17 protein-coding genes and 1 tRNA gene are annotated in these 20,687 nt (G+C 63.5%); 9 read left to right on the top strand and 9 right to left on the bottom strand.

Annotated elements, in window-relative coordinates; genetic code table 11:
- Positions 1–37 precede the first annotated feature (37 nt).
- From mmsB to chvE, 3 genes are all read right to left on the bottom strand, one after another.
- Entirely contained in the window at positions 38–1,330 is a 1,293-nt protein-coding gene (gene mmsB / locus NKH33_RS16640) for a multiple monosaccharide ABC transporter permease (RefSeq protein WP_292659525.1), read from the bottom strand.
- Positions 1,327–2,859 (bottom strand): multiple monosaccharide ABC transporter ATP-binding protein, encoded by a 1,533-nt coding sequence (mmsA, locus tag NKH33_RS16635; protein ID WP_023677359.1) that lies wholly within the window; start codon positions 2,857–2,859, stop codon positions 1,327–1,329. The genes mmsB and mmsA overlap by 4 nt, the downstream gene beginning before the upstream one ends.
- A 99-nt stretch (positions 2,860–2,958) precedes the next feature.
- On the bottom strand, positions 2,959–4,023 hold the full coding sequence (gene chvE / locus NKH33_RS16630; RefSeq protein WP_254816339.1) for a multiple monosaccharide ABC transporter substrate-binding protein: 1,065 nt from the start codon (positions 4,021–4,023) through the stop codon (positions 2,959–2,961).
- Between the two features lie 317 nt (positions 4,024–4,340).
- Between chvE and NKH33_RS16625 the strand changes: the two genes are divergently transcribed.
- Positions 4,341–5,330: a LysR family transcriptional regulator gene (locus NKH33_RS16625; RefSeq protein WP_352685289.1), complete on the top strand. Its 990-nt coding sequence runs from the start codon at positions 4,341–4,343 to the stop codon at positions 5,328–5,330.
- 317 nt (positions 5,331–5,647) lie between these two features.
- Here the strand turns inward: NKH33_RS16625 and NKH33_RS16620 are convergent.
- A tRNA-Gly gene (locus NKH33_RS16620) sits at positions 5,648–5,721 on the bottom strand.
- Positions 5,722–5,852: 131 nt separating this feature from the next.
- Between NKH33_RS16620 and NKH33_RS16615 the strand changes: the two genes are divergently transcribed.
- Positions 5,853–6,116, top strand: a complete 264-nt coding sequence (locus NKH33_RS16615; protein ID WP_352920645.1) for a DUF6460 domain-containing protein — start codon at positions 5,853–5,855, stop codon at positions 6,114–6,116.
- Between the two features lie 4 nt (positions 6,117–6,120).
- Here the strand turns inward: NKH33_RS16615 and NKH33_RS16610 are convergent, their stop codons facing one another.
- Positions 6,121–7,023, bottom strand: a complete 903-nt coding sequence (locus NKH33_RS16610) for a histone deacetylase family protein (protein ID WP_352920643.1) — start codon at positions 7,021–7,023, stop codon at positions 6,121–6,123.
- A 50-nt stretch (positions 7,024–7,073) separates the two neighbouring features.
- Here NKH33_RS16610 and NKH33_RS16605 point away from each other — a divergent pair, with 50 nt between their 5' ends.
- Positions 7,074–8,498 carry an MATE family efflux transporter gene (locus NKH33_RS16605; RefSeq protein WP_352920705.1) on the top strand — a complete coding sequence of 475 codons (1,425 nt, stop codon included), beginning with the start codon at positions 7,074–7,076 and terminating at the stop codon, positions 8,496–8,498.
- Between the two features lie 3 nt (positions 8,499–8,501).
- Here the strand turns inward: NKH33_RS16605 and NKH33_RS16600 are convergent, their stop codons facing one another.
- Together NKH33_RS16600 and NKH33_RS16595 are read right to left on the bottom strand one after the other, a co-directional pair.
- The gene (locus NKH33_RS16600; RefSeq protein WP_352685291.1) at positions 8,502–9,578 is read right to left on the bottom strand and encodes a quinone-dependent dihydroorotate dehydrogenase; all 1,077 of its coding nucleotides are present in this window, start codon (positions 9,576–9,578) and stop codon (positions 8,502–8,504) included.
- A complete protein-coding gene (locus NKH33_RS16595; protein ID WP_352685292.1) occupies positions 9,575–9,925 on the bottom strand; it encodes a DUF952 domain-containing protein in 351 nt (116 codons plus the stop codon). Before NKH33_RS16595 ends, NKH33_RS16600 begins: the two co-directional genes overlap by 4 nt.
- A 126-nt stretch (positions 9,926–10,051) precedes the next feature.
- Between NKH33_RS16595 and NKH33_RS16590 the strand changes: the two genes are divergently transcribed.
- Positions 10,052–10,483 (top strand): hypothetical protein, encoded by a 432-nt coding sequence (locus tag NKH33_RS16590; protein WP_352685293.1) that lies wholly within the window; start codon positions 10,052–10,054, stop codon positions 10,481–10,483.
- A 119-nt stretch (positions 10,484–10,602) separates the two neighbouring features.
- Positions 10,603–11,265 carry a response regulator gene (locus NKH33_RS16585; protein WP_502893818.1) on the top strand — a complete coding sequence of 221 codons (663 nt, stop codon included), beginning with the start codon at positions 10,603–10,605 and terminating at the stop codon, positions 11,263–11,265.
- Positions 11,266–11,268: 3 nt separating this feature from the next.
- On the opposite strand, the gene NKH33_RS16580 is transcribed toward NKH33_RS16585, so the two are convergent.
- Positions 11,269–14,757: a PAS domain-containing hybrid sensor histidine kinase/response regulator gene (locus NKH33_RS16580; RefSeq protein ID WP_352920640.1), complete on the bottom strand. Its 3,489-nt coding sequence runs from the start codon at positions 14,755–14,757 to the stop codon at positions 11,269–11,271.
- A 230-nt stretch (positions 14,758–14,987) separates the two neighbouring features.
- Here NKH33_RS16580 and mscL point away from each other — a divergent pair, with 230 nt between their 5' ends.
- Both mscL and NKH33_RS16570 read left to right on the top strand, forming a co-directional pair.
- Positions 14,988–15,410, top strand: a complete 423-nt coding sequence (gene mscL, locus NKH33_RS16575) for a large conductance mechanosensitive channel protein MscL (RefSeq protein WP_352920703.1) — start codon at positions 14,988–14,990, stop codon at positions 15,408–15,410.
- A 111-nt stretch (positions 15,411–15,521) separates the two neighbouring features.
- Positions 15,522–16,688 carry a pyridoxal phosphate-dependent aminotransferase gene (locus NKH33_RS16570; RefSeq protein ID WP_352920638.1) on the top strand — a complete coding sequence of 389 codons (1,167 nt, stop codon included), beginning with the start codon at positions 15,522–15,524 and terminating at the stop codon, positions 16,686–16,688.
- Between the two features lie 149 nt (positions 16,689–16,837).
- On the opposite strand, the gene hemA is transcribed toward NKH33_RS16570, so the two are convergent.
- Complete coding sequence (gene hemA / locus NKH33_RS16565; protein WP_352448656.1) at positions 16,838–18,115, bottom strand: 5-aminolevulinate synthase; 1,278 nt, start codon at positions 18,113–18,115, stop codon at positions 16,838–16,840.
- A gap of 265 nt (positions 18,116–18,380) precedes the next feature.
- Here hemA and galE point away from each other — a divergent pair, with 265 nt between their 5' ends.
- Both galE and NKH33_RS16555 read left to right on the top strand, forming a co-directional pair.
- Positions 18,381–19,376, top strand: coding sequence for a UDP-glucose 4-epimerase GalE (gene galE, locus NKH33_RS16560; RefSeq protein WP_352920636.1), 996 nt, complete (start codon positions 18,381–18,383; stop codon positions 19,374–19,376).
- 43 nt (positions 19,377–19,419) lie between these two features.
- Positions 19,420–20,670: a D-amino acid dehydrogenase gene (locus NKH33_RS16555; RefSeq protein WP_352920634.1), complete on the top strand. Its 1,251-nt coding sequence runs from the start codon at positions 19,420–19,422 to the stop codon at positions 20,668–20,670.
- Positions 20,671–20,687: the final 17 nt, after the last annotated feature.

Below are 20,687 nucleotides of genomic sequence, written 5' to 3'. Positions count from 1 at the left end.
AACGTGCGATGTGACCCGTATGCCTCCTGGTTGCCTCTCAAGCCTTGTTCTTGTTGTAGACGTCGAAGACGACGGCGCCGAGCAGCACCAGGCCTTTGACCACCTGCTGCCAATCGACATTGACGCCCATGATCGACATGCCGTTGTTCATGACGCCCATGATGAAGCCGCCGACCACCGCGCCGATCACCTGGCCGACGCCGCCCATCGCCGAAGCGCCACCGATGAACACCGCGGCGATGACGTCGAGCTCGCTGCCGAGGCCGGCCGCCGGCACAGCCTGCCCCAGGCGCGCTGCGATAATCAGGCCGCCGAGTGCCGACAGCACGCCCATATTGATGAACACCATCAACGTCAGCCGTTCGGTCTTGATGCCCGATAGCTGGGCTGCCTTGGCATTGCCGCCCATCGCATAGATGCGACGGCCGATCGTCATGCGTTTGGTAACGAAGACGAACAACGCGATCAGCACGCCCATCACCATGAGAACGATGGGGAGGCCCCTATAGGTGGCGAATTGGTAGACGAGAAACAGCGCCAGCGCGCTGATCACCAGGGTCTTGACGACGAACAGCGAGAAGGGCTCGGCTTCGTAGCCATGCTTCTCGCGGGTGCGCCGTGCCCTGAGCCCGAAATAGGCATAGGCGAGCACGGCGACGAGGCCGATCACGATCGTCGTCAGGTGCAGCGTCAGGCCGCTGCCGACAATGGTTTTGCCGGCGGCGTTCACGGTTGGCGGTATCAGCGTCAATGGGCCGATCAGGTCCGGAATGAAGCCGGAACTGAGCGCCTTGAAGCCGACGGGAAGCGGCCCTACCGAAGACCCGCCACCCAGCAGCGCCTGGCAGATGCCGCGGAAGATCAGCATGCCCGCCAGCGTGACGATAAAGCTCGGTATTCGGTGATAGGCAATCCAGTAGCCTTGTGCCGCGCCGATCGCACCACCGACGATCAGGCAGATGATCGACACCACCAGCGGATTGCTCAATGGGCCAAGCGGCCAGATGACCATCATCATCGCCGCCAGCGCGCCGATGAAGCCGGCGACGGAGCCGACGCTGAGATCGATGTGGCCCGAAACGATCACCAGAAGCATGCCCAGCGCCATCACGATGATGAAGCTGTTCTGCTGCACGAGATTGCTGAGGTTCACCGGCTTGAACAGCGTTCCGGACGTGGTGAACTGGAAGAACACCATGATTGCGATCAACGCCAGCACCAACCCGTATTCGCGCAGGTTGGTGACCAGCGCCGAGACGGCAATGCGAGGTCCCTGTTGTAGATCCTGGGCAACGCCGGTCTGCGGCCCGGGAGCGCTTTCGGTGCTCATGATGCTTTTCCTTCTCCGCGGACGATGGCGCGCATTATCTTTTCCTGGCTGGCGTCGCTTGCCGCCATTTCGCCGACGATGCGTCCTTCGTTCATGACGTAGATGCGGTCGGTGATGCCGAGCAGTTCGGGCATTTCCGACGAGATGACGATGATTGCCTTACCCTCGGAGGCGAGACGCGCGATGATCGTATAGATTTCATACTTGGCGCCGACGTCGATACCGCGTGTCGGCTCGTCGAGGATCAGCACTTCCGGATTGGCGAACAGCCATTTCGACAGCACCACCTTCTGCTGATTGCCGCCAGAAAGGTTGCCGGTCATCTGGTAGACGCTCGAGGCGCGGATATTGGTCCTGCCGCGATAATCGTTGGCGACCGAAAGCTCGCGCAAATCGTCGATCACGCCGTGGCGCGACACGCCGGGCAGGTTGGCCAGCGTGATGTTGTGCTTGATGTGGTCGATCAGGTTGAGCCCGTAGGTCTTGCGGTCCTCGGTAACGTAGGCGATGCCGTGTTCCACCGCCTTGCTCACCGAAGAGACGTCGATCGGCTTGCCGTTGAGGAACACCTCGCCGGTGATGCGACGGCCATAGGACCGGCCGAACAGGCTCATGGCAAACTCGGTCCGGCCGGCACCCATCAGCCCGGCAATGCCGACCACTTCGCCCTTGCGGGCGTTGAGGTTGATACCCTTGATGACCTGCCGCTCGGCATGGATGGGGTGGTAGACCGACCAGTTTTTCACTTCGAGAACGGTCTCGCCGATCTTCGGCTCGCGCGGCGGATAGCGGTCGTCGAGCGAACGGCCGACCATCGAGGTAATGATGCGGTCCTCCGAGATGTCCTTCTTGGCCAGCGTCTCGATAGTCCGCCCGTCACGGATGATGGTGACCTTGTCGGCGACCCGGTTCACCTCGTTGAGCTTGTGCGAGATCAGGATCGAAGTGATGCCTTGCCGCTTGAATTCGAGCAGCAGATCGAGCAGCGCCTGGCTGTCCTTTTCGGACAGGCTCGCGGTCGGCTCATCGAGAATGAGCAACTTCACTTCCTTGCTGAGCGCCTTGGCGATCTCGACCAGCTGCTGCTTGCCGACGCCGATATTGGTGATCAGCGTGTTGGGGTCTTCCTTGAGGCCGACCTTCTTGAGCAGGGCGCTGGTGCGCGCCTCATTGGCATTCCAGTCGATGACGCCGTATCTGGCGTGCTCGTTGCCGAGAAAGATGTTTTCGGCGATCGACAGCATCGGCACCAGCGCAAGCTCCTGGTGGATGATGACGATGCCCTTGCGCTCGCTGTCATGGATGCCTTTGAAATGGCACTCATCGCCGCGATAGATGATCTGGCCATCATAGGTGCCGGACGGATACACACCCGACAGCACCTTCATCAGCGTCGACTTGCCAGCGCCGTTCTCGCCGACCACGGCATGGATCTCGCCTTCCTCGACCATGAGCTTGACGTTCGACAGCGCCTTGACGCCGGGAAACGTCTTGGTGATGTCGCGCATCTCCAAAATCGTCGATGCCATTGAGAATACCACTCCTGCGAGGTCCGCAAACAATACCGGGCTGGCTCGCCAACGAAAAGGGGCCCTGCCTGCGCAGGACCCCAGGCTTTGTAACCGCGATTACTTCAGCTCTTCGGCCTTGATGTAGCCGGAATCGACCACCAGGGCCTGATAGTTCGACTTGTCGACGTCGTGCGGTGTCAACAGGATCGAGGGAACGACCTTGACGTCGTTGTTGTAGGTCGTGGTGTCGAGGCCTTCCGGCTTGCCGCCCGAGAGCACCTTGTCGACGAGTTCGACCGTCGCCTTGGCGAGTTCGCGGGTGTCCTTGAACACGGTCGAATACTGTTCGCCGGCGATGATCGCCTTGACCGAAGCGGTCTCGGCGTCCTGTCCGGTGACGATCGGCCATGGCTGATCGGCGGTGCCGTAGCCTACGGCGCGCAGCGAAGCGATGATGCCGCGCGACAGGCCGTCATAGGGCGAGAGCACGCCATCGACGCGGCTGCCGTCCGAGTAGTTGGCGGAGAGCAGATTGTCCATGCGGGCCTGGGCGGTTGCCGCCAGCCAGCGCAGCGTGCCGACCTTGTCCATGCCCATCTGGCCGGACTTCACGACGAGGGTCTTGTCGTCGATCAGCGGCTGAAGAACCGACATGGCGCCGTTATAGAAGAAGAACGCATTGTTGTCGTCCGGCGAACCGCCGAACAGCTCGATGTTGAACGGGCCCTTCTTCTCGGGATAACCGAGACCCTTGAGCAGCGATTTGGCCTGGATGACGCCGACGCCGAAATTGTCGAAGGTGGTGTAGTAGTCGACATTTGGCGTCTTCTTGATCAGGCGGTCGTAAGCGACGACGACAACGCCGGCGTCATTCGCCTTCTGCAACGCATCGCCCATCGTGGTGCCGTCGATCGAAGCGATGATCAGCGCCTTCGGGCCCTTGGTGATTTCGTTTTCCAGCTGGCTGAGCTGGTTCGGAATGTCGTCCTGCGCGTACTGCAGGTCGACAGTGTAGCCCAGAGCCTCGAGCTGGGACTTGACGGCGTCGCCGTCGTTGATCCAGCGCTGCGAGGTCTTGGTGGGCATCAGCACGCCGATCAGGCCTTCGCCCGCCTGCGCCGGCAGCGTCATGGCCGCGATGCCTAGGGCCGCGACGGCGGCCAGTGTCTTGATAATCTTCACATTAACTCTCCCTGGTTGATGGACGCGTACCCTTGGGTTTCGTGGGCCGCGCAATCGTGCAGGAGCGCCAAACGCGCCGCTGCCGTCAATCGATCTCCGGTATCCTCCCAATCGGCCCCGAGACTCTGGTTTCAATCGATACGAGTTTTCCCTCGTCACCGACCGTCAAGCCTCAGGACGCGCGAAGGGTGTGTCGCTTTGCCATAACTGTCAAATGCGATCTTTGATGGTTGCTATATCGAGACTGATATGGCTTAGGCTAGTGACGACGCTGCCGGATCCTGCCAGGGCGCCGGGCGTAAGAGTAGGGAAGAATCATGGCAGCGCTGCGAAATCCTGGCGGAATATCAGCCAGTTACGATGAAATCCCGGGTGATGGCGGAACCTTGCTGCGCAGCGGCTTGAGCCTGCGTCACATGCGTATGATCGCAGCCCTCGACGAGCACAGCCGAGTGAGCGCCGCGGCCCAGGTCATGAACATCTCGCAGCCGGCGGCCTCGCGCATGATCGCCGAGATGGAGGCCGTGCTCGACGTCAAGCTCTGCGAAAGGCTGCCGCGCGGCATCACGCTGACACCCTATGGCAAGGCGTTGGCACGGCGCGCGCGATCGATCCTGCTCGAGATGCGTGAGGTCGACCGCGAGATTTTCGAGCTCAAGGCGGGCAAGGGCGGCTCGGTATTCCTGGGCGCGGTGACAGCACCGGCGATCGAGCTGGCGGTGCCGGCGATCCGCGAGATCCGGCGCCTTTATCCGCGCATCGAAATCACCATGCAGGTCGAGACCTCGAACGTCCTGGCACGCGAGCTGATCGCCTCGCGCCACGATTTCATCATCGCCCGCATCCCCGACGACCTCAATCCGCGGCTGTTCGAAGCGCGCGTCATCGGCGTCGAGAAAGCCTGCCTGATCGTGCGCCGCGGCCACCCGCTGACCAAGGGCAAGGCGGTGCGGCTGGAAGACACCGCCGCCTATGACTGGGTTTTCCAGTCGGGCGGCTCGCCGCTGCGCCAGGCGATGGAAAGCAACTTTTTGAACCGCAACATCGCGCTGCCGGACCGCATCCTCAACACCAGCTCGCTGCTATTGACTCTGGTCATGGTCGCGCAATCCGACGCCATTGCGCCGGTTTCGATCCAGGTCGCGAAGTTCATCCAGAACCCCGAAGGCCTGGCCGGCGCCATCGATGTTGTCCAGACTGAATTCGACATCGAGGTCAGGCCCTACAGCCTGATCACGGTGAAGAACCGCGCGCTGTCACCGGCAGCCAAGATGCTGCACGACTTTATTCTGCGGGAGGTGGGATAAGGGCTGGAGCGGCAAGCGGAGCGCATCCCGTGGCCGGCCAGACGACCAGACAGGCCCGCCAGCAGCGGCGCCGATGCACGTCGGCCACTACTGCCTGATGCTCAAAAAAGGCCCGCCAGCAGAAGCCAGCGGACCAAGGGTAGACTTTCCGGTTGGGGTCATTCGAGGCCCCGCCGACCCTCAATGTGAGATATTCCACGAACTGGCACATCGGCCAAACAGATGAAAGACGGCCAGCCCGGGCTGTAAAACTGCCTATAAATCCGCTGGTTTTTCAGCTTGGCCAGAACAAGTGCAATGCACCGGGGGGCAAAAGCTGGAGCGGGTAGCGGGAATCGAACCCGCGCGTTCAGCTTGGGAAGCTGACAAGCTACCATTACATCATACCCGCGCTGGTTCCTCCGATATCATGGCCCGGCGCCGATGCGCAATCCGGTTTGAGGGCTCGGCTTGATGCCGGACGACCAACTGCGTATTTCTAGGCATGTGCCCGAATCGCGGCACCCGACTGTGGAGACAGCCTTGTCCGCACTGAACCGCTTTCTCGGCGATACGCCGCTCCGGGTGATCCTGAAGCTGCTTGTGGTGTCGTTCCTCGTCGGGCTGGTCATGAATGCCTTCGGCTGGTCGCCGATGGATGTGCTTTACGGCATCCGCAAATTCTTCACCGACCTGTGGAATATGGGCTTCCACGCCATCGACCGCTTTCTCGGCTACATCCTGCTCGGTGCCGCGATCGTCGTGCCGGCCTTCATCCTGCTCAGGATCGCTAACTACCGGAGGTGAATTTTCAGGCGTAGCCCGCCGCCACCTCGAACAGGATGGCGTGCCGTGCAGCAAGTGCTGCGACATCCGTCGAATAGCCGCCGCCGATAACGCCACATACCGGTATGCCAAGCGTGCGGAAATGGCGGATCACCATATCATCGCGGGCGCGCAGCCCGTCATCCGTGAGCGACAACCTGCCGAGCCGGTCCTCGATATGGACATCGACGCCGGCATTGTAGAAGGCGAGGCCCCAGCGCCTCCGGGCCGACAGCTCCGGCAGGATGGCGTCCAGCCGCTCCAGATAGGCTGCATCGCCGGCGCCGTCGGGCAGGGCGACATCGAGATCGGAGGCGATCTTGCGCGCGGGGTAGTTGCGGTCGCCATGCATGGAGAAGGTAAACACGCGCGGCTCGTCGTTCAGGATATCCGCCGTGCCGTCGCCCTGATGCACGTCGAGGTCGACGACCAGGATGTTTTGGACAGCAGCTTCGGCGAGCAGCACCAGCGCGGCAACGGCTACGTCGTTGAAGGTGCAGAAGCCGGCGCCTTGCGCGCGCCGTGCATGATGGCTGCCGCCGGCGGTGTTGCAGGCGATGCCGTTCAGCAACGCCAGCCGCGCCGCCAGCACCGTGCCGGCCGTTGCGAGCTGCGCCCTCAGCGAAACCCGCGGCCCCACGGGAAAGCCGATCTCGCGCTCGATCGCCACCGGCACTTTGCAGGCAAGCACCTGGTCGACATAGTCGACCGCGTGGGCAAGCTTCAGCCATGATGGCCGCGCCGCCTCCGGCATGTTGAGCGCTTCGGGCTGCGCCAGGCCGCGTGCCCGCAACGCATCCATCAGCCGCGGATATTTGCTCATCGGGAAGCGGTGGTTGACGGCGAAGCCGGCGTCGTAGTCGGGATGATGAACGATCTGCAGGGGCATGGGGCGGCCGGTGCGCCAGAGGCGGATTTCGGTTGACCATAGCGGCGTGGATGGTTGCGCGAGGTCCGCAAACTGGGGCACATCGGCTGGCCGATCAAGCCGCAACAGGAAGCAACACGCGTTTGGAGCAGGCTTTACCCATCGAAGCCCACACCACCGAAGCCGGGGCCTTCGTCGTCACCAACCGCTCGGTGCTCGCCATCGCCGTGCCGATGACGCTTGCCTATCTGACGACGCCGCTGCTTGGAATTGTCGACACGGCGGTGGTTGGGCAGTTCGGCGACGCCGCCCTTCTCGGCGGCCTGGCGGCCGGCGCCCTGATCTTCGATGTCGTCTTCACCACCTTCAATTTCCTGCGCTCCGGCACCACCGGCCTCGTCGCCCAGGCCTTCGGGCGCGGCGATGCGCTGGAGGAGCAGGCGGTGTTTTGGCGCGCCGTGCTGATCGCGGTCGTCGCCGGCTTCGTGCTTGCCGCGCTTGCGCCGCTGGTCTCCACCGCCGGGCAATGGTTCATAGGCGCCGAACCGCGCGTCAGCGCGGCGATGGACGTCTATATCCGCATCAGGATGCTCGCGGCACCGTTCTCGCTGATCAATTACGCCATCCTCGGTTACGTGCTTGGGCGCGGCGAGGGCGGGCTCGGGCTGATGCTGCAGTTGATGCTGAACGGCATCAACATCGCCCTCTGCTTCCTGCTTGGCCTGGAGCTCAGCTGGGGCGTTGCCGGCGTTGCCTGGGCAACGGTCACCGGCGAATTCGTCGCCATGCTGCTTGGTCTCGCCATTGTCGGCCGGCGCTTTTGGGCGGCGCCCAGGCTGCCGCGCCACCGCGTCCTCGATCTGCCGGCATTCCTGCGCATGATGTCGCTCAACCGCGATATCATGATCCGCTCCTTTTCGCTGCTCGCCGCCTTCGCGCTGTTCACGCGCCAGGGCGCACAATTCGGCACTCTGACGCTGGCCGCCAACGCCGTGCTGATGAACCTCTTCCTGGTTGCCGGCTATTTCCTCGATGGTTTCGCCACCGCTGCCGAACAGCTCGCCGGGCGCGCCATCGGCGCCCGTGCCGCCACGGCGTTTGATCAGGCGGTGCGTCTGACGCTGCTTTGGGGGCTCGGTCTGGCCGGCGCGGCGACGCTCTTCTTCCTGCTGGAGGGCACGGATCTGATCGCCCTGATCACGACCTCGACGGACGTCCGCGCCATTGCCGACATCTACCTGCCCTGGGCGGCGTTCACCGCGCTCAGCGGCGTGCTGGCTTTCCAGATGGACGGTGTCTTCATCGGCGCAACATGGTCGCGCGACATGCGCAACATGATGCTGTTGTCATTCCTGGCGTTCAGCGCCGCGCTGCTGATCCTGGCGCCGGCCTTCGGTAATCACGGCTTGTGGGCGGCGTTGCATGTCTTCCTGCTGGTACGCGGCTTCAGCCTGCTCGCCATATTGCGGCTGCGGGTGCGCACAGCCTTTAACTGATCGCTAAAGCGGTTTCGCCGCCCAGTGATCGAGGCGGCTGTCGCGAAGCTCGCACAGCGACTTCAGCCCTTGATTGTCCATGAAACGGGCCATGCCGGAAAGAATGCGCCCCGGCAGCGCGGGCCCGGCATAGATCATGCCGGTATAGAGCTGGACGAGATCGGCGCCGGCACGGATCTTTTCCAGCGCCGTCTCGGCGGAATCGACGCCGCCGACGCCGATGATAGTAGGATCCGGGCCAAGCAGTTTTCGCATCCTTGCCAGCACGATAGTCGAGCGCTCGAACAAGGGTTTCCCCGAAAGCCCGCCGGTCTCGCCGGCAAGGCCGGCGCTGCTCAGGCCGGCTCGCGCGATCGTTGTGTTGGAGACGATGACGCCGTCCATTTGCTTGTCGCTGATCTCGGCAGCGATGTCCTCAAGCTCGGCCTCGACCAGATCCGGCGCGATCTTGAGGAACACGGGCGGTTTTGCCGGTGCCGCCGCACGCGCGGCCATGACCCGCGACAGGAGCTCGCCAAGCTGTTCGCGCGCCTGCATATTGCGCAGGCCCGGCGTGTTCGGCGAGGAGATATTGATTGTCAGATAGCCGGCGTATCGCGCGAACCGGATCACGCCGCGCTCATAATCACTGACGCGGTCGGCGCTGTCCTTGTTGGCGCCGATGTTGATGCCGATGATGCCGGGGCGGCCTTTTCGGGCGGCAAGACGCTTCTCTGCGGCGGCGTGGCCTTCATTGTTGAAGCCCAGCCGGTTGATCACCGCCCCGTCCGAAGGCAGCCGGAAGATGCGCGGCTTCGGATTGCCCGTCTGCGGCAGCGGCGTGATCGTGCCGACCTCGGCGAAGCCGAAGCCGAGGCCGAGCAGCGCGTCCGGCACTTCAGCATTCTTGTCGTAACCCGCGGCCATGCCGAGCGGGTTCGGGAAATCCAGCCCGCAACGGCTGACCTTTAACCTGTTGTCCTGCGGCGGACGACCGGCGACCGGCAGCCCGCATCGCAGCGCGGCAATCGACAGCCCATGCGCGGTTTCCGGATCGAGCGTGAACAGCAGTTTCTGGCCGATCCGGTCGAACGCGCTCATTCGGCCTCCAGCGCCGGGAATTCATGCCGGCCGTCAGCGCCGAGCGGCAATGCCTGCACCGAAACGATCGCATCGAGGCCGAGCCCGCCATAGAGATGCGGGAACAGGGCGCCGCCGCGCGAGACCTCATATTTCAGCGCATCGCCGAGGCGCGCGCTGTCGACGGCAACCAGCAGCAACCCGGCCTGGCCGGCGAAATGTTTTACTGCCGTTTCCCGAACCTGCCCGGCGGTGGAAAAATGGATGAAGCCGTCGGCAACGTCGATAGGCGCGCCGGTGAAGCGGCCTTCTCTTTCAGCCTCGCGCCACAGCGCCTTGGGAACTATCTTGTAGATGATCTCGGACATGGTTGCGCTATAGTCCGAACCGACCACGCGGGGAAGGGCAGGCCCGTGTTCTTCCCCATTTCAGGTTCGTCCCCATTTCAGGCGCAAACTGTGATAGATTGCGCTGACTGGCTCATGGAGGAAAACATGCGTCTGAAACACGTCTTGATCCCCGCAGCAGTGGTGTCGCTTATCGCGGCGTCGGCCTTTTCCGAGGAAGCCGATCGCTACCGGTTGGAGAAATCGGCCAATGGCTATGTCCGCATGGATACGCAAACCGGCGCCATGTCGCTCTGCGAGGAACGCTCCGGCCAGCTCGTCTGCAAGACGGCGGCCGACGAACGTGCCGCCCTCCAGGATGAGGTCGACCGGCTGCAAAATTCGGTGAAGGCGCTCGACGAGCGCGTCGCCAAGCTCGAAAATTCGCTTGCCGCGCGTTTCGAATCGACTTTGCCCAGCGAGGAGGATTTCAACAAGACGATGGGCTACATGGAGCGCTTCCTGCGCAGCTTCATGGACATCGTCAAGGACATGGACAAGGACGAAGACGGCGCCAAGCCCAATTCGCAAAAGACCTAGGCAATTCGCAAAAAGACCTGGGGCGGGAATAGCAAGCCGGCCACGCCGAACAGCAGGCGTAGCGTTATGATCGTTCAGATCCTGCAAGGCGGAAAATCGCCAACGGGATTCGGGGAGGGATATCACCGTTGGGCTACACATTCGTCATTGCCGACGATCATCCGCTTTTTCGCGGTGCATTGAGGGAGGCACTCGCGGGCATCGGAGACGTTGCCGCCATTCACGAGGCCGGCGATTTCGAAAGCGCCAAGGCGCTGGTCCTGGCCAATGAGGACGTCGATCTGGTGCTGCTCGATCTCTCGATGCCGGGGGCAAGCGGCCTTTCCGGCCTGATTTCGTTGCGCGGCATCCATCCGGCGGTGCCGATGATGGTGGTCTCGGCGCATGACGATCCGGTGACGATCCGGCGCGCGCTCGATCTCGGCGCCTCCGGCTTCATCTCCAAATCGGCCAGCATGGAGGAGATCCGCAATGCGGTGCAGTCGGTGCTCGCAGGTGATATCGCGGCACCCGCCGGGGTCGATCTCGGCGTCGAGCGCGATCCCGAGATTTCCGACCTGATCAAGCGACTGCAGGCGCTGACCCCACAGCAGACGCGCGTGCTCGGCATGCTGGCTGAGGGACTGCTCAACAAGCAGATCGCCTATGAGCTCGGGGTCTCCGAAGCAACGATCAAAGCGCATGTCTCGGCTATCCTGCAGAAGCTCGGCGTCGACAGCCGCACCCAGGCGGTCATCCTTTTGTCCAAAATCGGCAGCGACCCGGTTCAGGCGGCCGGCTGATTCCTATTCGGCCGCCGGCGCCAGCGGCCTGACCCTGGCCATCATCGAGCGCAGCATCGCCGGTTTCAGTGGTTTGCTGATCACCGGCACGTCGAGCCTGCCGGCAGCGGCGCGAACCTCGCTGGAGCGGTCGGCGGTGACCAGCACGGCCGGCAGGTCCTCGCCATGGATCGCACGCAACTGGGCGATCAATTCGAGGCCGGTCCTGTTGTCGAGATGATAGTCGGCAAGCACGATGTCCGGCCGATGCACGCCGGACCTCTCGAGATCCTCCGCGCCGGAAAGCGTGTCGACGCTGCAGCCCCAGCCCTCGAGCAGCAGCCGCATGCCGTCGAGGATGCGGGCGTCGTTGTCGATGCAGAGCACATGGAGCCCGGCAAGCGAGGCCGCGGCACGGGCAGGCGGCTTCGCCTCGGCCTCGCGCCGCGGTGCCTGCACGGCCACCACCGGCAGCAACACGGAAAAGCGTGTGCCCTTGCCTGGGTTGGAGAAGATCCGGATTTCGAGGCGCAGGACGCGGGCGATGCGGTCGACAATGGAGAGCCCAAGGCCGAGGCCTTCCGCCTCGCGTGCGCCCTCGTCGAGCCGGGTGAATTCGCGAAACACGGTGTTGAGCTTGTCGCCGGCAATGCCGATGCCGGTGTCGATAACCTGGATCTCGGCCAGTTCGCCGCGCCGCCGCGCGCCGACCAGGATGCGGCCACGGCGCGTATATTTAATGGCGTTGGAAACCAGGTTCTGGATCAGCCGGCGCAGCAGATTGCGGTCCGTCATGACGCTGAGCGACGACGGCATGATCGAGAGTTCGAGCTTCTTTTCGGCGGCAAGCGGCCGGAAGTCGTTGCCGATCTGGCGCAGCAGCCCGTCGAGGCCGAAGCTCGTATCGTCCGGCTTCATCGCGCCGGCATCGAGGCGCGAAATGTCGAGCACTGCGCCGAGGATGGTCTCGACCGATTCCAGCGACGATTCGATGTTCATCGCCGCCTTGCCGGCAGGTCCCTTGCCAGTCTTCTCGATCAGTGACGAGCAATAGAGGCGGGCGGCGTTCAGCGGCTGCAGGATGTCGTGGCCGGCGGCAGCGAGGAAGCGGGTCTTGCCGAGATTGGCCTCCTCGGCCAGCATCTGCGCCTGCGCCAGCTCCTCATTGACGCGGGTGAGCTCGGCGGTGCGGCTCTTCACTCGCTGTTCCAGGGATTCGTTGGCGCGCTTCAGCGCCAGATCCTGCTCGACGCGTCCAGAGATGTCGGCGTAGGTGGCGACGATGCCGCCGTCCGGCATCGGATTGGAGCGCAATTCCAGGATGCGCCCGCTGGTCTTCAGCTCCATCTGCCATGGGCTGACGAAGCTGGTCAGGCGGTTGAGCATGGTGACGCGCTGGTCTGCCGGTATGTCACCGCGCTCGGCAAGGTGGCGCAGGATACGATCGAGTGAGACGCCGACCTGGCCCATCTCGTCGGGCAGGTCGAACAGCGCCCGGTACTGGCGGTTCCAGCAAATCAACCGGAAATCGCGGTCGAAGACAGTGATGCCCTGTTCCATCTGGTCGAGTGCGATCTGCAGCAGATCGCGATTGTGCTGCAGCGCCTCCGTGGCGTCATCGAGCAGGCGGAAGGCGTCCTTGGATTCGCGGTCGTTGCGTCGCAGCAGCAGCGACAGGATCAGCCGCGCCGAAGAGGAGCCGACGGCACTGGCCAGAAGCTGCTCGGAGAAGCGGATGACATCCATGCTGGCCTGTTCGTTGCCGTGCAGTGAAGTGCCGCTGCTCTTTTCGAACGACTGAAACGACCGCTCGGTGCGTTCGACACCGAGATAGCGCGCGATCGTGTCCTTGAGGTCGTTGACGGTTATGGTGGTGCGGAAGCGGCGCAGGCTCGGCAGCGGGCCCGCCTCGCGCGGGACGAAGATCGATGCCTGGATGCGTTCCAGCGGCACTGAGGCGCGCGACAGCGAGCCGAACACAAAAAACAGCGTGTTGATCGACAGGCTCCACAGCACGCCATGGTTCAGCGGCTCGGCGACGGTGCCGAAAAGAGCCTGCGGCCGCAATGCATCGAAGCCGAACAGGCCGTGGACGAGGATGCCGGTATCGGGCGCGATGAGCGAGGGAAGCAGCAGCGTATAGCTCCAGACGACGATGCCGGCGACCATGCCAAGTGCGGCACCCCTTCCGTTGGCGCCGCGCCAGACCAGGCCGCCGATCATTGCCGGCGCGAACTGCGCGATCGCGGCGAACGACATCAGGCCGATCGAGGACAGCCGCGCGCTGTTGGTGCTCTCGCGATAGTAAAGAAAGGCGATGAACAGCATGATGAAGATCGCCGCCCGCCGGACATTGAGGATGAGCGTTGACCAGTCCTCGTTCTCGGATGTCGTGGTCCGCAGCAGCCGGCGCACGAACAGCGGAATGACCAGGTCGTTGGAGATCATGATCGACAGCGCGACGCTTTCGACGATCACCATTGCGGTCGCCGCCGACAGCCCGCCGATGAAGGCGGCCATGGCCAGCACGTCGTGGCCGCTGAACAGCGGCAGCGACAGCACGTAAAGGTCGCTGCTGGTCCTGGGGCCGACCAGTTCCAGGCCGGCTAATGCGATCGGCAGCACGAACAGGTTGATTGCCACCAGATAGAGCGGAAACACCCATGTCGCGGTGCGCAGCTCGGCCTCGCTGCGGTTTTCGACGATGGTGACGTAGAACTGGCGCGGCAGCATGAGGATGGCAAAGCCGCTCAGGCATGTCAGCACCAGCCAGGTAGCGAGCGAGGTGTTGTAGCCCATCGCCTGGCGCACCTGCGTGTTTTCGGCGAGCTGGTCGAACATATCGCCTGGCCCGCCGAAGATCAGGAACGTGACCATCAGGCCGATCGCCAGGAAGGCGGCGAGCTTGACCACGGTTTCGACCGCCACAGCCAGCACCAGCCCGTCCTGGTGCTCGGTGGCATCGGCATGGCGCGTGCCGAACAGCACCGCAAACAGCGCCAGCAGCATGGCCACGACCAGCGAGATGTCACTGACGAACGGATCGAACGACGGCGGCGAGCCGGTATAGTGCTCGACCATCAGGCTGACCGAGCCGGAGATCGCCTTCAATTGCAGCGCGATATACGGCACCGCACCGATGGTCGCGATCAGTGTGGCGATCGCCGCGACAGCAAAACTCTTGCCGTAGCGGGCACCGAGAAAGTCGGCGATCGAGGTGATCTTCTCGGTCTTGGCCAGCCTGACGATGCGCTGCAGCAGCGGAAAGCCGAACACGAACACCAGCACCGGTCCGATATAGATGCCGAGGAACTCCAGGCCGCGCTCGGAGGACAGCCCGACCGAGCCGAAGAAGGTCCAGGAGGTGCAGTAGATGGCGAGGCTGAGCGCATAGATGAAGGGCCGGGCGCGGCCAGGCCCCGATGACGTCGAGCGCCGGTCGCCCAGGCTGGCGATAGCAAACAGCAACGTCACATAGGCGATCGCGATGATGACGATGAACCAGCCCTGCACGCCTCGAACTTCCTCCCTGCGCCGGTTTTTTCATCCGGCCTTGCAGACGCAATCACAGCTTGGCGATCAAGTCCATCGCGGCTTTCGGCGTATTATATCGGCTGCGTCGGGCAATCGTGACCGGCTGAAACCAGCTTTTGATCCTGTTGCAACCGCAGGTTTTTGCTATTCTGCCCGCCGGTCGATGCCGGAGGAGCGGCAGAACGGCCGGTCAGGACAAGGAGGGTCGAATGCTGAAAGAATTTCAGGAATTCATTTCCAGGGGCAATGTGATGGACCTGGCCGTCGCCGTCATCATTGGCGCTGCCTTCGGCAAGATCGTCACCTCGCTGGTCGACGACATCATCATGCCTATTGTTGGCGCGATCTTCGGAGGACTGGACTTCAACAACTACTTCATACCCCTGTCTTCTGCGGTGAATGCAACTTCGCTGGCGGATGCGAAGAAACAGGGGGCGGTCTTCGCCTATGGCAGCTTCATCACCGTGGCGCTGAATTTTCTTATTCTCGCCTTCATCATCTTCCTGATGGTCAAGGCGGTGAACAATCTGCGCAAACGGCTAGAGCGCGAGAAACCGGCCGCCCCGGCCGCTCCGCCGCCGGCCGACGTCGCGCTGCTCACCGAAATTCGCGATCTCCTCGCCAGAAAATAGCGCCTGCGGCAACTTTCTGGACCAAAACCCCGGTCGCTTGCGGCCGGGGTTTTCTGTTTTCGTCCGCCCTGAAACACGCTAGCAGTCGAGCAAACGAAAACGGACCCATCCATGACCCTGATCGATACTTTGCGCGCCGAAGCGCGGGCGGCGCCTGAAAGCGGCATTGTCGCCGTCATGAACCGTGGCCGCGGCCGCGACGGCATGATCCCGCTCTGGGCCGGCGAGGGCGACCTGCCGACGCCTGCCTTCATCACCGATGCAGCCGCCAAGGCACTCGCCGGCGGCGAGACCTTCTACACCTGGCAGCGGGGCATTCCCGAACTCAGGCAGGCGCTCGCCCGCTACTACACCAGGCATTTCGGCAAGACTTTCGCCGACGAGGAATTCATCGTCACCGGCTCCGGCATGCACGCCATCCAGATGGCCATCGATGCGGTGGCCGGCAAGGGCGACGAACTCGTCTACCTGTCGCCGGCATGGCCGAACTTCGCCGCCGCCGCCGGCGTCGCGGGCGCCGTGCCAGTCGCGGTCACGCTCGACCAGTCGGGCAATGGCTGGTCTTGCGATGTCGACAAGATCGCAGCGGCGATCACGCCACGGACCAAGGCGCTGTTCGTCAACACGCCGTCCAACCCGACCGGCTGGACCGCCGACAAGGAGACGCTGCAGGCGATCCTCGACCTTGCCCGTGAAAGGGGCCTGTGGATCATCGCCGACGAGATCTACTCGCTGTTTCATTACGGCGATAGTCGCGCGCCGTCCTTCATCGACATCATGGTCGATGAGGATCGCATCCTGTTCGTCAATTCCTTTTCCAAGAACTGGGCGATGACCGGCTGGCGCATCGGCTGGATCAAGATCCATCCCGCCTTGCAGCAGGTGTTCGAGAACCTGGTCCAGTATTCGACTTCCGGCGTTGCGCAGTTCATGCAGCGCGGCGCCGTTGTTGCCCTCGATGAGGGCGACGCCTTCATCGTCGAGCAGGTGGAGCGGGCGAGGGCGGCACGCGACCTGGTCTGCGGCATTCTCGCCGAAACCGGCAGGGCGCGGTTCACCGTGCCGCAGGGCGCATTCTATCTGTTCTTCGCGGTCGACGGCATCACCGATTCCCGCGCCGCCGCCTTCGACATGGTCGACCGCGCCAATGTCGGCCTGGCTCCCGGCACCGCCTTCGGCCCCGGCGGCGAAGCCTTCCTCAGGCTGTGCTTCCACCGCCGTCTCGACCAGCTCGAGGAAGCCGCACACCGGCTGGCGAAATGGATGAAGAATGTGTGAGCTGCCTCGAAGCCCGAGTTGAAACTCGCTCCGGCGAGTCAGCTGGCGTGGGTTCGAGAACCGGAGCGCAGCGGACATTTGGGTCCGTGAGCACCGGAAGCGCAGAAAGCCGCGTCAGATGGCCGCCGGAGTAGAGTTTCAAACGGGCTTCAGCCGCCCGACTTCGGCACCAGCAACGGAATGACGCGGTCGCTCTTGGCGACCGACGGTCGGCCCGCCGAACCGTAGGGAATCCCCAACGCGTCCCATGTCTCGACCAGCGCGTCCTGCAGGGACGCAATCAACGCGTCCGAATGGAACGGTGTCGGCGTGATGCGCAGCCGCTCGGTGCCGCGCGGCACTGTCGGGTAGTTGATCGGCTGGATGTAGATGCCGTGCACACCGAGCAGGCGGTCGCTGGCCATCTTGCAGAGCTCGGGATCGCCGACCAGAAGGGGCACGATGTGGGTAGGCGACTCCATCACCGGCAGGCCGGCCGCGGCCAGCACTTGCTTGGTCCGTGTCGCCTGACGCAGCTGCGCATCGCGCTCGGCCTGCGAGCGCTTGAGATGGCGGATCGAGGTGGTTGCCGCGGCAGCGATCGCCGGCGGCAACGCCGTGGTGAAGATGAAGCCCGGCGCATAAGAGCGCACCGCGTCGATCACCGCAGTGTTGCCGGCGATGTAGCCGCCAAGCGTGCCGAACGCCTTGGCCAGTGTGCCCTCGATGATGTCGATGCGGTCGGCCAGCCCTTCGCGCTCGGTGATGCCGCCGCCGCGCGGCCCGTACATGCCGACGGCGTGGACCTCGTCGATGTAGGTCATGGCGTTGTAGCGCTCGGCGAGGTCGACGATCTGCTTGATCGGCGCGATGTCGCCGTCCATCGAATAGACGCTCTCGAAGACAATCAGCTTGGCGCGCTCGCGGCCGGCCGTCTGCAGCAGGCTTTCGAGATGCGCGACGTCGTTATGGCGGAAGATCTTCTTCTCGGCGCCCGAGCGCCGCACGCCCTCGATCATCGAAGCGTGGTTGAGCTCGTCCGAGATGATCAGGCAATTGGGAAGCAGCTTTGCAATGGTCGAGATCGACGCCTCGTTGGAAACGAAGCCGGAGGTGAAAACCAGTGCGGCTTCCTTGTCGTGCAGGTCGGCCAGCTCCAGTTCGAGCTCGACCAGCGGGTTGCTGGTGCCGGAGATGTTGCGGGTGCCGCCGGCCCCCGACCCCATCTTGCCTGCCGCCTTCTGGAACGCGGCAATGACGTCGGGATGCTGGCCCATGCCGAGATAGTCGTTGGAGCACCAGACGGTGATTTCCTCGGCGCGGCCATTGGCGCGCCAGATGGCGCGCGGGAATTTCCCGACGATACGCTCAAGGTCGGCGAAGACGCGGTAGCGACGCTCTGCATGGAGCTGGTCGATCGCTTCCTCGAAAAACCGCTGATAGTTCATGTCGCCTTCCCATTTTTGCGCGGGATCATAGTCATTGGCCCATTCGTCGTCCACCTGGCCTTTTTGGTCAAAATGCCACGCCCCGAGCCTGTTCCTAACGACCACGGAACGTGGCCTATTCCCTTGATGTGGATCAATCTTGTTTCAGGACAATGCCACGCGCCGATGAGACTGGTTACCGCAGGTTTTAATGGCCTGGCGGCGGATTTTCCAGTACGGCGACGATTGAGACAGTTCCGACAAATCATGAATAGCGAGGATGCGGATGACGGTTTTGGTGACAGGCGGGGCCGGCTATATCGGTAGCCATATGGTCTGGGAATTGCTGGACACGGGCGACAGCGTCGTCGTCCTCGACCGGCTTTCCACCGGCTTTGAATGGGCGGTGGCCCCGGAAGCAAAGCTCGTCGTCGGCGACGTCGCCGACAGGGAACTGGTCGCCTCGATCATTCGCGACAATAAGGTCGACGCGATCATCCATTTCGCCGGCTCGATCGTGGTCCCCGAATCGGTCGCCGACCCGCTTGCCTATTACGAGAACAACACCTGCAAGACGCGCACCCTGATCGAGACCGCGGTGCGCGAAGGCGTGCCCAATTTCATCTTTTCCTCGACCGCCGCCGTCTATGGCGGCGCCGGCCTGGAGCCGGTGCGCGAGGATGCCCGGCTTGCGCCGGAATCGCCCTATGGCCTGTCCAAGCTGATGAGCGAATGGATGCTGCGCGACGCGGCGATTGCCCACGGGTTGCGCTATACGGCGCTGCGCTATTTCAACGTCGCCGGCGCCGATCCGAAGGGCCGCACCGGCCAGTCGACGCCCGGTGCCACGCATCTGATCAAGGTCGCTTGCGAGACGGCGCTCGGCAAGCGCCCCTTCATGCAGGTGTTCGGCACCGACTATCCGACGCCGGACGGTACCTGCATGCGCGACTATATCCACGTCAGCGACCTGGCGGCGGCGCATCGGCTGGCGCTTCAGCGGCTGCGTGCCGGCGGATCGAGCCTGGTCGCCAATTGTGGTTACAGCCACGGCTATTCGGTGCTCGAGGTCATCGACAGCGTCCGCCGCGTCTTCGGCCATGATTTCGACGTGCGGGTGGGCGATCGCCGCGCCGGCGACGCCGCCGCGGTCGTCGCCAATTCGGAGCTGGCGCGCGGCGAGCTCGGCTGGACCCCGCAGCGCGACAACCTCGACCAGATAGTTGCCGATGCGCTTGCCTGGGAGCGCATCCTGACCAGCAAGAATTCGGCTCTGGGGTGAAGTGGGCTCTCCGCAAAGGTTGGTTCAGCGGGCTGGGGGCGGAATGAAAATCCTGGTGCTTGGGGCCGGCGTCGTCGGTACGGCGGCGGCCTATTATCTGGCCAGCGACGGCCATGAGGTGACGGTGATCGAGCGCCATCCGGCGGCGGCACGCGGCACCAGCCAGTCGAATGCCGGCCTTGTGTCGCCCGGAGACGCCACCGCCTGGGCCTCGCCCGCCGCGCTGAAGACGTTCCTGCGCGGCCTCTACAACCACGATCTCGGCATCAAGGTGCGGCTGCGCTTCGATCCGTATTTTTTCGCCTGGAGCCTGCGCTTCCTGCGCCAGTGCACGCATAAGCGCATGCGCGCCAACAGCGACGTCAAGCTGCGTCTGGCGCTCTATTCGCGCGACTGCATCAACGCCGTCTCGGCCGAGACCGGCATCCACTATGACGAGCGCAAGAAAGGCATTCTCTATTTCTTCCGCTCGCAGCAGAGCTTTGATACCGGCACCGACAATTATCGCTATCTCGGCGAACACGGCCTGCCGATCGAGATCGTCGGCCGCGACCGGCTGGTCGAGCTCGAGCCCGGCCTTGCCGGCGCCAAGGACAAGATAGCCGGCGGCGTCTATTCGCCGATCGACCAGACCGGCGACTCCAGCCAATTCACGCAGCGCCTCGCTGCCTACGCCGCCGAGAAACTCGGCGTCCAATTCCTCTACGGCACCACTGTCGAAGGCCTCGACATCGACGGTGGCCGAGTGCGCGCGGTGATGACCTCGGCCGGCCCGATAATCGGCGACGCTGTGGTCATCTCGATGGGGCCGGAGAGCGGTCTGCTCGGCCGCCGCTACGGCATCGACCTGCCCGTCTATCCCGTGAAGGGCTATACTGTGACTGTTCCGCTGGAAGATGAAAGCAAGGGGCCGATCATTGGTGGCGCCGACGAGGACCGGCTGATCGGCTATTCCAGGCTGGGAAATCGGCTGCGGATGTCCTCGACGGCGGAGTTCACCGGGTTCGACCGCACGTTCAAGCTACGCGATTTCAACTCGATCCTGAACACCGGCAAGGACCTGTTCCCCGGCGCTTTCGACGAGAGCAAGGCTGAGCTCTGGGCTGGACTTCGCCCGATGATGCCGAACTCTGTGCCGGTCATCGGACGGGCGCGGTACGACAATCTCCACCTCGACACCGGCCACGGCCATCTCGGCTGGACCATGGCCTGCGGTTCGGGAAAATTCCTTGCTGACGTGGTCGCCGGCCGCAAGCCGGAGATCGATCCGCAAGGATTGCTCTACAGGAACTAGGCATCTCCGGACATCAG

Source organism: Mesorhizobium sp. M1182, assembly GCF_040318335.1.
Classification (GTDB): Bacteria; Pseudomonadota; Alphaproteobacteria; order Rhizobiales; family Rhizobiaceae; genus Mesorhizobium.
This window is presented reverse-complemented; position numbering and strand designations above follow the sequence as displayed.

What these genes read in the sequence shown, in the direction of transcription:
- mmsB (WP_292659525.1), bottom strand. Translation starts at nt 1,330, where the DNA reads ATGAGCACCGAAAGCGCTCCCGGGCCGCAGACCGGCGTTGCCCAGGAT.
- mmsA (WP_023677359.1), bottom strand. Translation starts at nt 2,859, where the DNA reads ATGGCATCGACGATTTTGGAGATGCGCGACATCACCAAGACGTTTCCC.
- NKH33_RS16625 (WP_352685289.1), top strand. Translation starts at nt 4,341, where the DNA reads ATGGCAGCGCTGCGAAATCCTGGCGGAATATCAGCCAGTTACGATGAA.
- NKH33_RS16610 (WP_352920643.1), bottom strand. Translation starts at nt 7,023, where the DNA reads ATGCCCCTGCAGATCGTTCATCATCCCGACTACGACGCCGGCTTCGCC.
- NKH33_RS16605 (WP_352920705.1), top strand. Translation starts at nt 7,074, where the DNA reads ATGGTTGCGCGAGGTCCGCAAACTGGGGCACATCGGCTGGCCGATCAA.
- NKH33_RS16600 (WP_352685291.1), bottom strand. Translation starts at nt 9,578, where the DNA reads ATGAGCGCGTTCGACCGGATCGGCCAGAAACTGCTGTTCACGCTCGAT.
- NKH33_RS16595 (WP_352685292.1), bottom strand. Translation starts at nt 9,925, where the DNA reads ATGTCCGAGATCATCTACAAGATAGTTCCCAAGGCGCTGTGGCGCGAG.
- NKH33_RS16590 (WP_352685293.1), top strand. Translation starts at nt 10,052, where the DNA reads ATGCGTCTGAAACACGTCTTGATCCCCGCAGCAGTGGTGTCGCTTATC.
- mscL (WP_352920703.1), top strand. Translation starts at nt 14,988, where the DNA reads ATGCTGAAAGAATTTCAGGAATTCATTTCCAGGGGCAATGTGATGGAC.
- NKH33_RS16570 (WP_352920638.1), top strand. Translation starts at nt 15,522, where the DNA reads ATGACCCTGATCGATACTTTGCGCGCCGAAGCGCGGGCGGCGCCTGAA.
- hemA (WP_352448656.1), bottom strand. Translation starts at nt 18,115, where the DNA reads ATGAACTATCAGCGGTTTTTCGAGGAAGCGATCGACCAGCTCCATGCA.
- galE (WP_352920636.1), top strand. Translation starts at nt 18,381, where the DNA reads ATGACGGTTTTGGTGACAGGCGGGGCCGGCTATATCGGTAGCCATATG.
- NKH33_RS16555 (WP_352920634.1), top strand. Translation starts at nt 19,420, where the DNA reads ATGAAAATCCTGGTGCTTGGGGCCGGCGTCGTCGGTACGGCGGCGGCC.